The sequence below is a fragment of the Thermodesulfitimonas sp. genome, from assembly GCF_052743955.1.
On the sequence record NZ_JBRAIN010000061.1, the window covers coordinates 1 to 11,666 of the forward strand.

The 11,666-nt window shown below is 62.8% G+C and carries 10 protein-coding genes and 6 pseudogenes; 14 read left to right on the top strand and 2 right to left on the bottom strand.

Annotated features, from left to right (window positions below; genetic code table 11):
• The first annotated feature begins 25 nt into the window (after positions 1-25).
• From fsa to ACUVTA_RS06405, 9 genes and pseudogenes are all read left to right on the top strand, one after another.
• Positions 26-708 (top strand): annotated as a pseudogene (fsa, locus tag ACUVTA_RS06365) (fructose-6-phosphate aldolase).
• Positions 709-724: 16 nt separating this feature from the next.
• Entirely contained in the window at positions 725-868 is a 144-nt protein-coding gene (locus ACUVTA_RS06370) for a hypothetical protein (protein WP_445952132.1), read from the top strand.
• 17 nt (positions 869-885) lie between these two features.
• A pseudogene (locus ACUVTA_RS06375) lies at positions 886-1,260 on the top strand (RuBisCO large subunit C-terminal-like domain-containing protein); the annotation flags it as partial.
• Between the two features lie 61 nt (positions 1,261-1,321).
• Positions 1,322-2,002, top strand: a complete 681-nt coding sequence (locus tag ACUVTA_RS06380; protein ID WP_445952133.1) for a RuBisCO large subunit C-terminal-like domain-containing protein — start codon at positions 1,322-1,324, stop codon at positions 2,000-2,002.
• 1 nt (position 2,003) lies between these two features.
• A pseudogene (locus tag ACUVTA_RS06385) lies at positions 2,004-2,231 on the top strand (hypothetical protein); the annotation flags it as partial.
• Positions 2,232-2,305: 74 nt separating this feature from the next.
• Positions 2,306-2,809, top strand: a pseudogene (locus ACUVTA_RS06390) (hypothetical protein); the annotation flags it as partial.
• A 73-nt stretch (positions 2,810-2,882) separates the two neighbouring features.
• Positions 2,883-3,744, top strand: a pseudogene (locus tag ACUVTA_RS06395) (transketolase).
• The gene (locus ACUVTA_RS06400) at positions 3,735-4,616 is read left to right on the top strand and encodes a transketolase family protein (protein WP_445952134.1); all 882 of its coding nucleotides are present in this window, start codon (positions 3,735-3,737) and stop codon (positions 4,614-4,616) included. The pseudogene ACUVTA_RS06395 and the gene ACUVTA_RS06400 overlap by 10 nt, the downstream one beginning before the upstream one ends.
• Positions 4,609-5,532: pseudogene (locus ACUVTA_RS06405) on the top strand (fructose-1,6-bisphosphatase); the annotation flags it as partial. The gene ACUVTA_RS06400 and the pseudogene ACUVTA_RS06405, both read left to right, overlap by 8 nt.
• Here the strand turns inward: ACUVTA_RS06405 and metE are convergent.
• Both metE and ACUVTA_RS06415 read right to left on the bottom strand, forming a co-directional pair.
• Positions 5,518-7,002 (bottom strand): 5-methyltetrahydropteroyltriglutamate--homocysteine S-methyltransferase, encoded by a 1,485-nt coding sequence (metE, locus tag ACUVTA_RS06410; protein ID WP_445952141.1) that lies wholly within the window; start codon positions 7,000-7,002, stop codon positions 5,518-5,520. The pseudogene ACUVTA_RS06405 and the gene metE sit on opposite strands and share 15 nt — an antisense overlap.
• Entirely contained in the window at positions 6,978-7,295 is a 318-nt protein-coding gene (locus ACUVTA_RS06415) for a hypothetical protein (RefSeq protein ID WP_445952135.1), read from the bottom strand. Before ACUVTA_RS06415 ends, metE begins: the two co-directional genes overlap by 25 nt.
• A 612-nt stretch (positions 7,296-7,907) precedes the next feature.
• On the opposite strand from ACUVTA_RS06415, the gene ACUVTA_RS06420 reads away from it, so the two are divergent.
• The 5 genes from ACUVTA_RS06420 to ACUVTA_RS06440 form a co-directional block, all read left to right on the top strand.
• Positions 7,908-8,747, top strand: coding sequence for an ABC transporter ATP-binding protein (locus ACUVTA_RS06420; RefSeq protein ID WP_445952136.1), 840 nt, complete (start codon positions 7,908-7,910; stop codon positions 8,745-8,747).
• A complete protein-coding gene (locus ACUVTA_RS06425) occupies positions 8,747-9,481 on the top strand; it encodes an ABC transporter permease (RefSeq protein WP_445952137.1) in 735 nt (244 codons plus the stop codon). The genes ACUVTA_RS06420 and ACUVTA_RS06425 overlap by 1 nt, the downstream gene beginning before the upstream one ends.
• A gap of 105 nt (positions 9,482-9,586) precedes the next feature.
• Complete coding sequence (locus ACUVTA_RS06430; protein WP_445952138.1) at positions 9,587-10,366, top strand: YkgJ family cysteine cluster protein; 780 nt, start codon at positions 9,587-9,589, stop codon at positions 10,364-10,366.
• Positions 10,359-11,387 (top strand): tRNA preQ1(34) S-adenosylmethionine ribosyltransferase-isomerase QueA, encoded by a 1,029-nt coding sequence (gene queA, locus ACUVTA_RS06435; protein WP_445952139.1) that lies wholly within the window; start codon positions 10,359-10,361, stop codon positions 11,385-11,387. Before ACUVTA_RS06430 ends, queA begins: the two co-directional genes overlap by 8 nt.
• Positions 11,388-11,402: 15 nt before the next feature.
• Positions 11,403-11,666, top strand: a 264-nt coding sequence (locus ACUVTA_RS06440) for a hypothetical protein (RefSeq protein ID WP_445952140.1), incomplete at its 3' end; no start/stop codon positions are given.

Here is an 11,666-nt window from a genome sequence, read left to right on the forward strand (position 1 = left end):
AAACTTTGGCAGAGAGGGAAAAGGGATGCGCATCTTCCTCGATACGGCGAAGGTGGCGGAGATCAAAGAGGCGGTCGCGTGGGGCGTGGTTGACGGGGTAACCACCAACCCGACGCTCCTGGCGCGGGCCGGGCAGGCGGACGTAGCGGCGGTAACCCGGGAGATCTGTGCGCTGGTGCCTGGCCCGGTGAGCGTCGAGGTGTTAGGGACCACGGCGGCGGAGATGGTCCGGGAGGCCCGCGCTTACGCGGCTTGGGGGCTTAACACCGCCGTGAAGATTCCGATGACGGCGGAGGGATTGAAGGCGGTAAAGGAGCTTTTGCGGCGGAGGGGATCAAGACGAACGTGACGCTGATTTTTTCGGCCAACCAGGCGCTGCTCGCGGCAAAGGCCGGGGCGACCTTTGTTAGCCCCTTCGTTGGGCGGCTGGACGACATTTCGCACGACGGGCTGGCAGTCATCCGCGATACGGCGGAGATCTTCGGGCGTTACGGGTTTAAGACCGCGATCATCGCGGCGAGTATCCGGCACCCGCTCCACGTGCTGGCGGCGGCGAAGGCCGGAGCGCAGATCGCTACGGTTCCCTTTGCGGTTTTAAAGCAGATGGTAAAGCACCCGCTGACCGATATCGGGATCGAGCGCTTCTTGGCCGATTGGCGGGCGCTTACCGGCAAACAAGCCGGGACGGCCGCGGCCTGCGGGAGTTAAAAGGAGGGCGAGGGTAATGCGCTACCGCGATTTTTTGAGCCTGGATTATCTGCCGGGGCCGAACGACTGCCTTGCTTCTTTTTACGTGGAGCTGGCGGTAGGTGTCGACCTCTTCGAGGCGGCAGGGGCGGTGGCCTCGGAGTCTTCCATCGGGACCTGACGGAGAACCTGTGCACGATGCAAGCGCGGATCTGGGAAAACCTGCGGGCGCGGGTCTGCCGGATTGAAGGCAATAGGGTGACGATCGCCTATCCCGCGGCGCTCTTCGAGCCCGGGAATATACCCCAGTTTCTCAGCAGCGTAGCCGGCAACGTTTTCGGGATGAAAGCGGTTGAGAATTTGCGGCTTAACGACATCTACCTGCCGCCGGTGCTGGTTGCCGGTCCCGGACCCGCCTTCGGGGTGACGGGGGTGAGAGAGGTTTTGGGGATTAAAGACAGGCCGCTCGTGGGCACGATCGTCAAGCCGAAGCGCGGCCTCACCCCGGAGGAGCAGGCCAAGGTTGTTTACGAGGCCTTTGTCGGCGGAGTGGATATCGTGAAGGACGACGAGAACCTCACCGACCAACCCTTTTCTCCTTTTGAGGAGCGGGTGAAGCGCTGTTTGGAAGCGCGTGCGCGGGCGGAGGCGGCAACTTGGCGAGAAAAAGGCCTACCTGCCCAACGTCACGGGCGATACGGAGACGATGCTCCGCCGCGCCGTGATGGTGAAGCGGGAGGGCGGCCGCTACGTGATGGTGGATATCGTTACCGCCGGTTTTGCGGGGCTTCTCTCGTTGCGCCGGGCAGACCTGGGGCTGGTGATCCACGCCCACCGGGCGATGTACGCCAGTTTTGCCCGGAGCAGGCGCCACGGGATCAGTATGCTGGTCCTGGCGAAACTTGCCCGGCTGGCGGGTGTCGATCAGCTCCACATCGGGAGGGTGGTGGGCAAGATGGAGGGCGACCGGGAAGAGGTGCTGGCCTGTCACCGGGCCCTCGGCAACCAGACGGGCGCGCTGCCCGGGGCGGAGAGCGCTTTGCCGCCGCAGGACTGGCGGGGGATCAAGCCGGTGCTCGCGGTTGCTTCGGGAGGGTTGCACCCCGGCCATATTCCGGATCTGGTGAGTATCTTCGGCCGTGATGTGCTGCTCCAGTTCGGCGGCGGGGTCCACGGTCACCCGAAAGGAACCCGGGCGGGCGCGCAAGCGGTTCAAGAGGCAGTGGAGGCGGTCGTTGCGGGGACCTCGCTGGCAGCGGCGGCGGAGTCCCGGGAGGCTTTACGCACAGCATTATCTTGTTGGGGAGGGATGTAGGATGCGGACGGAGCCAGTTGTAGTCGGCGTGGCTGGCGACAGCGGCGCCGGGAAGAGCACCCTTATCCGGAAACTCGGCCAGTTGTTGGGGCCGGATAAGGTACCGGTGATCGGGCTCGATGACTACCACTCGCTGAACCGCCGGAAGAGATCTGCGATTGGGATCACCCCGCTTAACCCGCGGGCGAACAACCTGGGGCTCTTCATCGAGCATCTCTACCAGCTGCGGCAGGGAGAGAAGGTGCTGAAAAACCCGTTTACGACCACGATACCGGGGATTTTGGCGACCCGGAATGGGTTGAGCCGCGGCCGTTTATCATCTGCGAGGGGCTGCACCCCTTCTGTTTCGGGGTGCTGGCGGCGAGGTACGACTACCGGGTCTATTACGATACCCATCCCGAACTTAAGGTGGCGTGGAAGGTGCAGCGCGACGCGGCCGATAGAGGCTATACGGTAGAGCAGGTGCGCCGGGAGATAAGACAGCGCCAGTGGGATACTCAGAGTTTTGTCGAGCCGCAGTGGTGGTACGCCGATACGGTGGTCACGCTGCTGCCGCCTGCGGGCGACGGGGCCGTAATCGGGGTCCCGTTGAAGGAGCCGTCTCCCGTGCCGAATCCGGCCGGGGTGAAGCTCCGGGAAGCAGGTAAGATTAACTCTTCCCGGGAGTGGTACGGGGGCCGCGAGATGTGGGTAACCACCATCCTCGGCCCTCTCACCCGGGAGGAACTGCGCGAAGTGGGAATGGGCTTCGGAATCACCGAGGCGCTGCTGCGGCGGGTGAAAGGCGAGGAGGTAATTCCTTACTAGGCGCTTCTTTGCCTGTTGGCGGCGCGGTTGGAGCAGATAAGAGGGCAGAAGGAGTCTTACGGGAGGGAGCGTTATGCCGTCGGCGGTTAAGTTCCCCGCTCCGGGTAGGTACCGAGAATTGGAGCGGAAGGCCTGCGCCATTCGCCAGCACGTGATCCGGATGCTTACCGCCGCCGGATCGGGGCATCCGGGCGGGTCCTTCTCCGCGGTCGAGATATTAACAGCGCTTTACTTTCGGGTGCTGCGCGTTGACCCGCGCCAGCCGGACGATCCGGAGCGGGACCGCTTTGTCCTTTCGAAAGGGCATGCCGCCCCGGCACTTTACGCCACGCTGGCCGAACGAGGCTTCTTCCCGCTCAGCTGGCTGGAGGATCTGCGGCGGCTTGGTTCGCCGCTCCAGGGCCATCCCGACATGCGGAAGGTCCCCGGGGTCGAGATGTCAACCGGCTCCCTCGGGCAGGGGCTCTCGGTGGGGGTCGGTATGGCGCTGGCCGCGCGCCTTCGGGGAAGCGGCTACCGGGTTTACGTGCTCCTCGGCGACGGGGAGTGCCAGGAAGGACAGGTCTGGGAAGCGGCGATGGCGGCGGCCCACTACCGCCTGCGGAACCTGGTGGCGGTGGTAGACCGCAACGGGCTCCAGATCGACGGGCCCACGGAAAAGGTGCTCGCCTTAGAGCCGCTGGCCGATAAGTGGCGGGCTTTCGGCTGGTCGGTAATCACGGTTAATGGCCACGACTTTAGCGAGCTCCTCCCTGCCTTAGAAAGCGTGGGCTACGCCCAGCGGCCGACGGCGATTATCGCCCGGACCGTGACAGGGTAAAGGGGTTTCCTTTATGGAGAACCAAGTCGACTGGCACGGTAGGGCGCCGAACCGCGAGCAGGGGGAACAGGCGCTGAAAGAGCTGCAGGAAAGGGGAGAGGCGACGTGGCGGTGAGCAGCGGGCCTTTGTTAGCGACCCGGGAGGGCTACGGCCGGGCGTTGGTAGAACTGGGCCGCGGGGACGAACGGGTGGTGGTGCTGGATGCGGATCTCTCCAAGTCCACCCAGACAGCGGGTTTTGCGCGGGAGTTCCCGTCGACCTTCGCCATCTTCGCCACGCAGCGGGCGCTGAACCAGATTTTTCAGTCGGTGGCCTACCCGGGACTCAACGCGAAGATCGCGGCGAGCCACGCCGGGATCACGGTTGGGGAGGACGGGGCTTCGCACCAGGCCGTGGACGACCTGGCGCTTATGCGGGCGATGCCAGGGATGACGGTGGTGGTGCCGGCTGACGCCTACGAGGCCTCCCAGGCCACCTTCGCGGCGGCGGCGTGGGAAGGTTGTTCGGTCTATCTCCGCCTGGGCCGGCCGGCGGCACCGGTCGTCACGCCGCCCGAAAAGCCTTTTACCATCGGGCGGATTACGGTGCTCCGGGAGGGGGACGACGTGACGATTTGTGCGTGCGGGTTGATGGTGGGAGTGGCGCTGGCGGCAGCCGAAAAGTTAGCGGCTGAAGGCATCCAGGCTGCGGTGCTCAACGTAAGCACACTCAAGCCTCTCGACACGGAGACGCTTCTCGCGTATGCGGCCCGCAGCCGCGCCGTGGTAACGGTGGAAGAGCACAGCATCATTGGCGGGCGCGGCGGCGCGGTCAGTGAGGCGCTCGCCGCGGCGATGCCGGTGTCCGTGCTCCGGATGGGAATCAGGGATACCTTCGGCCAGTCGGGCAAGCCGGCGGAGCTTTTGGCTCAATACGGCCTTACGGCGCAAGACGTGGCGCAAACGGTAAAAAAGGCAGTTGAAAGGAAGGGGAAAAAGAATGGCTAAGGTGACCTTGAGCGTGATTAAGGCGGATATCGGTGGCTTTGTGGGACACAGTGCGGTGCATCCGGAGGTAATCGAGAAGGCGCGGGGCTGTCTTGAAGGTCACCCGCTCCTCATCGATTACCGGGTGGTTCCCGTGGGGGACAACGTAAACCTGATCATGACCCACACCAGGGGGCGTAAACAGCGGCGAGATCCACCAGCTCGCGTGGGACACCTTTACGGCCTGCACCGAGGTGGCGAAGAAACTCAAGCTCTATGGTGCCGGACAGGACCTTTTAGCCGACGCCTTTTCCGGTAACATTAAAGGGCTAGGGCCGGGGGTGGCGGAGATCGAGGTGGAGGAGCGGGAGAGCGAACCGGTTGTAGTTCTAATGGTCGACAAGACGGAGCCGGCGCCTGGAACCTGCCCCTTTACAAGATCTTTGCCGATCCCTTCAATACCATCGGGCTGATTATCGACCCGAAGATGCACTGCGGTTTCGACTTTGAGGTCCGGGATCTGGTGGAGAACAGAAAGGTCGTCCTTTCCTGCCCGGAAGACCTTTACGACCTGCTGGTTTTCATCGGCGCTCCCGGCCGGTACGCGGTGAAGCGGGTTTTTCACCGGGGGACGGGCGAAATCGCCGCGGCGTCCAGCACCCAGCGGCTGAACCTCATTGCCGGCCGCTATGTGGGTAAGGACGACCCGGTCTACATCGTCCGCTGCCAGAACGGCTATCCTTCGGTGGGCAAGGTACTGGAACCCTTTGCCTTCCCGCACCTTGTTTCGGGGTGGATGCGGGGGTCGCACAGCGGGCCGCTGATGCCGGTGGCGATGGCCGATGCCCGGCCCACGCGCTTTGACGGGCCGCCGCGGGTGGTGGCGCTGGGCTTCCAGTTGGCCAACGGGCGGCTGGTGGGACTACACGACTTCTTCCCAGTATAGGTAGCGTTCGCGGTCCCTGGCCCGCAGCGGCAGCCCCTCACGGAAGGCGGGTTCGTCGATCTGGATGGCGGCGATCCCTTCCCTTTCGAGGTCGCGGATCTCGTCCCGAATAACGAGCGCTAACTGGTAGGCGATCTCCTGCTCGCTGAGGTCCTCCCGCACGAAGGACCATTTAAGGAAGGTTACGGGTCCGGTAAGGATCGCCTTGACCGGTTTACTGGTCAGGGATTGGGCGTAGGTCGTTTCGGCGACCGTTAGCGGCTGGCTCCGCCAGACGTCGCCGTAAAGGATAGGCGGTTTGACGCAGCGAGAGCCGTAGGATTGCACCCAGCCGTTGGCGGTGAGGGCAAAGCCCGGAAGCTGGGCGGCAAAGTATTCCACCATATCGCTCCGCTCGAATTCCCCGTGGACGAGAAGATCTATCCCTATACGCTCCTGAAGGCGAATCCAGGCCGCGATTTTCTCCCGGATGAGGGCCTGGTATTCCTGGCGGCCCAGTTCACCGCGCCGGAAACGCGCCCGCGCCGCGCGTACGTCGGGAGTCTGGGGAAAACTGCCGATGGTGGTGGGCAGCGGCGGCAGGCCGAGGCGGCGCTTTTGTAACTCCTTGCGCTCAGCAAACGGGGTGGGGCGCGAGAAATCCTCTTCTTTGAGCGCCGCTACGCGCGCCCGGACGGCCGGGATGCACCGGTGATCCACCATTTCCAGGGTGCGGAGGGCGCGGTTAGCGGTGGTAATCTCTCTATCTACGGTACCGGTCCCTTCGGTCAGGGCGCGTTTGAGAATGGCGAGTTCAGCGAGCCGCTCATCGGCAAAGGCAAGCGCTTCCCGGAGGGCCGGGGGAAGGGAGTTTTCCCCGGCGGTGGTAACCGGCAGGTGAAGGAGGCTACAGGAGGGCTGCAGCCAGAGCCTTTCGCGCGGCACAAAGGATTGCAGCCTTTCGAGGAGGCGTAACGCCTCTTCTATATTCGTCCGCCAGACGTTTCGCCCGTCCCCGATCCCGGCGCCGAATACCTTATCGGGCGGAAAACCGTAGTGTTCAAGATTGGCCAGGTTTCCCCGGCGACCGCGGACAAAATTGAGGCCGATACCGGCTACCGGCAGGGCGATCAAGTAGGAGAACCAGTTGGCGCTCCCGAAATAGGTTTGCAACATGATCTTCAGGTTTTTAAGGTGCCGGGCGAGTTCCGTATAAGTCGCGGTTAACGCCTTTAACTCGGCTGCGGTTACGTCGCAGACGAGTACCGGCTCGTCTACCTGCACCCACGTCACCCCGGCCGCTTCCATCTTTTGCAGCATCTGGACGTAGGGAGGGATGATCGCCTCAAGCGCCCGCTGCCAGTCGGCCACGCGGGAAAGTTTAACAAAGGTGAAGGGCCCTAAGACGACCGGTTTGCCAGCGATGCCGAGCAGCCGCTGCGCCCGGCGGAAGGCGTCTAACGGCAGGTTGCGGGAGAGCACCGGTTGCGTTTCTTGGTCCCACTCCGGTACCAAGTAGTGGTAGTTGGTATCGAACTACTTCCGCAGCGCCAGCGCCGGTGTCTCTTCCGTGCCGCGGGCCAGCGCGAAGTAAAGGTCGAGGCCGCCGTTTTCTGCGCTAGGGGCTTAAAGCGCGCCGGGATGAGGCCAAACATCAGGGCCGTATCGAGTACGTGGTCGTAGAGGGAGAAATCCCCTACCGGCAAAAGCTCAACGCCGAGCTGTAGCTGCCGGCGCCAGTTGGCTTCTTCTATCGCCTGGGCGCCGTTTATCAACTCCGTGGCGCTGCATTCTATGCAGAGCATTACAGCACGGAGCCTTTAAAGGGTCAATTTTAATCGGCGGTTGGGGCGTCAAAGGTTTTTTAAGTGCCCTAAGCGGCGTTCTGAAGTCGAACTAACAACTTGAGAAAAATTTTCCCGCCCGGTTTTTGTGTGGATGGCAAACGGCATCTTGCAGCGTTTGGGCGGTTGCAAGGGACGGGATAATTTGCCGTTAGCAGCGGCAACCAGCCTGCCGGGGGCGGAAATTCGTCGCTCAGGCGCGCCGGTCTTGACGGGTACCGTTTCTTCGCGTATACTCGCTTAAAAAGGCGGGCCGGAGCCCGTCTGCGGCACCGAAGAGCTAAGGATCTCTGGAGGCTGCGCCGCGTTCTGCTTTTTCCACGCCAAAGAGGGACAAAGGGACCACGGAGGTTACCGGAAGGTTATCTCTGGCGGTCCTTTTATTATTCGGCCTTGGGAAGCGGCCGGCTGGCAGGAAGGGGTTGCCCGGCTGCAGAAGAAATAGAGAGGCCGGGACTTTCCCAGGCGCCGCTTATAAGTTGCAGGGGTAAGGATTGACGTGAGTGCGGGCAGGCCTTTCTATCTGTTTAGGGAGGTAACGGATTGATTGAAATCAACGGGTTGACTAAAGATTTCGGAAGCCTCCGGGCGGTGGACCAGCTTTCCCTCAAGATCGAAAGGGGTGAGATCTTCGGTCTGCTTGGCCCCAACGGGGCCGGGAAGACCACCACCGTCCGGATGCTGACGATGCTCACCCGGCCGAGTGCCGGAGAAGCCTACATCGCCGGGTACGAGGTCCAGCGGGACCTGGCGCGGGTGCGCCACGCGATCGGCGTGGTGCCGCAGCACATGAACTTAGACCAGGAGCTTACCGCGCGGGAAAACCTGGAGCTCCACGGGCGCCTGTACAAAATCCCGCGGGCGGAGCGGCAGCGGCGGATCGAGGAGCTCTTATCTTTTGTGGAGCTGGCCGACCGGGCTGACGAGTTCGTGAACCGTTTCTCCGGCGGGATGAAGCGGCGGCTGATGATTGCGCGGGCGCTCTTGCACAAACCAAAGGTGCTCTTCCTGGACGAACCAACGGTGGGCCTTGACCCCCAGACCAGGCGGCGGATGTGGGACCTGGTACGGCGGATGAACCGGGAGGGCGTCACGGTGTTCCTCACCACCCACTATATCGAGGAAGCGGAAGCTCTCTGCCACCGGGTCGGGATTATGGACCGGGGGCGGCTCATTGCGCTGGGCACCCCGGCGGCGCTGAAGGAGCAAGTGGGCCGCTTCGTGGTGGAAGGCTTCGACGGTGCGGGCGCCACCTACGCCTTCTTCGGTACCCGGGAGGAGGCGGTCGGCTACGCCGGTAGCTTAAGCGAAGCGGTGACGATCCGGGAGGCGACCCTGGAAGACGTATTTGTGAAATTGACCGGAAGGAAGGTGCGGGACTGATGTTAGATTTCTACACCGTCTTCTGGCGGGAGATGCTCGTCTTTCGGCGGAGCTTCTGGAAATTCATCGCCACGCGTCTCATAAGCCCTTTTCTGTACCTCGTCGCTTTCGGCTGGGGCCTTGGGCGGAACATTACGGTAAACGGCGGCTCCTACCTGGATTTTGTCGTTCCCGGGATCATTGCGCTTAGCGCGATGACGGTGAGCTTTAACGCCGTGGGGGTTTCGCTCAATATGAGCCGCCTCTACCATAAGACCTTGGAGGAGTACCTCCTCGCCCCGGTCAGCAGTTTCTCCTTCGTTTTGGGCAAGGTGCTGGCTGGGACGGTCCGGGGGCTGGTGGCGGCGCTCATTATCCTGGTCCTCGGGTTCCTTTTTGGCGCCCGGCCAGCGGCGGGGGTAGGGTTTTTTACCGTTATCTTTCTCACCTGTTTTCTCTTCGCTGCTCTTGGGGTGGTGGCGGCGATGACGGTGCCCTCCCACGAGGATATGTCCAACTTCAGTACCTTCGTCATCCTGCCGATGGCCTTCCTCTGCGGCACCTTCTTCCGGGCGGAAAACCTGCCCCGGGTGGTGGCCGACCTCATCTACTGCCTGCCCCTCACCCACACCAGCTACGCCCTGCGTGCGCTGGCGGCGGGCAAGGGGCTACCGCTCGTCTCTCTTGCCGGTCTCGCTGGTTACGTGGCGGTTTGCCTCGCCGCTGCCGTCTGGACCGTCCGGCGGCTGCGCTGAAAGCGTAAGTAGAAAATACGGTCTGGGGGGTGGGCGGTACACTTGACCGTCCGGTTTCCGTAGTATAAGCTTTTGGCAAGTGAAACGCGAGGTGGTGACCCCGAATTGGCGGGTTCAGGGAAATACCAGCTTCTCGCCCCCAGTGACACTTTCCCTTTCACCTGTAAGCCCGAATGCTGGGGGCGGTGTTGCGCTGCCACTACGATCCGGGTTGACCCTTGGGACCTCTTGCGGATCGCGCGGGGGGTTGGGGTCGCTACGGGCGAGCTCCTCAAGGTCTGCACCTTTTACCGGGGGGAAAAGCATCCCCTCCCCGTGGTTTGTCTTGTGCGGCGGGGGCGCTGCCCTTTCTTGTCCGGGGATGGCCGGTGCCTGATTTACCGCTGCCGGCCGCGGGTCTGCCGCTCCTTTCCCGTGGGGGAGATCGTGGCGATTGGGGATGATGGGCGGCTCGAGCGGGGCTATCTACTCATGCACGCCGCGTCTTGTCATGGCTTTGACCCGGAGGCGCCGCACTACCGGCCCGCAGAGTGGCTGGGCCGGGAAGGGGTCACGCCGGAGGATATGGTGCGGGCGGAGCAGTTCCTGCACTTTCTCCGGGAGGCGAAGGAGAGGCTTGACTGGTCGGCATGGCTTGATGAAACAGGAGCCTGGACCGTTTTGCGTTTGCTCTACGACCCTGACAGCTGGCGCGCGCGGTACGGGGTCGGTCCGGCGGTTTCCGACGCGCTCTTCTGGGAGAGGAGCCTGAAAGCCGCCTGGTGGTTTCTGGCCCAGCGGGCCGCGCACCAGGAAATAGACGCGGCGCGAATAGGCGAAATTTTGCGCGGGGAGATGGAAGCACCTTTCCCGTGGGAGGGAAGCGGGTCCAAAAACTTTGCTTAAACCGAGCGATTTTGATTACGAACTACCGCCCGAACTTATTGCGCAGGAGCCGCTTCCCCAGCGGGACGCGTCCCGCCTGCTGGTGGTTTACCGGGACCGGGAGGACTTTGAACACCGGATTTTCCGGGAAATCGTAGCGTATCTTGTTCCCGGGGACCTCTTGGTGGTAAACGAGACGAAGGTGCTACCCGTGCGGCTTTACGGGGTAAAAGAGGGCACGGGGGGCAGGGTGGAGGTGCTGCTGCTGCGCGCGGTAGGGCAGGACCAATGGGAAGCGCTGGTGCGGCCGGGACGGCGGGTGCCTCCGGGGACCCGGCTTGTTTTCGGCGGCGGGTGGCTTACCGGTGAAGTGGTTGCACGTACCGAAACGGGTGGGCGCTTCATTCGTTTTTACTACACGGGGTCCTTCGAGGATGTATTGCAGCGGGTAGGGGAGGTGCCGCTACCGCCGTACATCAAGCAGAAGCTTTCGGCTCCCGAACGCTACCAGACGGTTTATGCCCGGGAGGTTGGTTCCGCTGCGGCGCCGACGGCGGGTTTTCACTTCACCCCGGAGCTGCTCGCGACGCTTCGGGCGATGGGCGTTAGGGTGGTGCCGGTGGTGCTGCACATCGGGCTTGATACCTTCCGGCCGGTGCGGGAGGAGAACATTGCGGCCCACCGGATGCACCGGGAGGAATACTTTGTGCCGGAGGCGACGGCGGTGGCCGTAAACCAGGCGAAGGCGGAAGGACGCCGCGTGATTGCCGTAGGTACAACGGTTGTGCGCTGCCTCGAGACGGTTGCGGATGAAGGCGGCAGAGTGAGCGCAGGAGCCGGAATGACGGATCTTTTCATCTATCCGGGTTACCGGTTTAAAGTAGTTGACGCCCTCATCACCAACTTTCACCTCCCGCGCTCAACGCTACTGATGCTGGTGGCGGCCTTTGCCGGGCGCGAGAAGATTCTGCGGGCTTACCGGGAAGCGGTTCGACTGCGGTACCGTTTTTACAGTTTCGGGGACGCGATGCTGATACTTTAGGCGGAGGGAAGGCCTTTGGCGCTACGTATCTACCGGATAAAAATCACCGCCGCGGAGCTCAGCCGCGCGATTGTTCTCTGGTTCCGCCGCGATTTTGAAACCCAGTGCTTCGCCGACGGTTCAACCTTCCTGGTGCAGGCAAAAAAGGGAGGTACGCTGGCGAAAGTGGCAGGGATGTCTTACGCTTTGACGGTGCGGCTTAAACAACAGGAAGGTGGGGTGGAATTGACTTCCTCCCCAGGGCTTTGGCCCGGGGATTCCTTCAGGCGGTTCGTGCCG

Bases quoted from the DNA above. Each gene is read 5' to 3' on its own strand.
- ACUVTA_RS06370 (WP_445952132.1), top strand. From the start codon at position 725: ATGCGCTACCGCGATTTTTTGAGCCTGGATTATCTGCCGGGGCCGAAC.
- ACUVTA_RS06425 (WP_445952137.1), top strand. From the start codon at position 8,747: ATGTTAGATTTCTACACCGTCTTCTGGCGGGAGATGCTCGTCTTTCGG.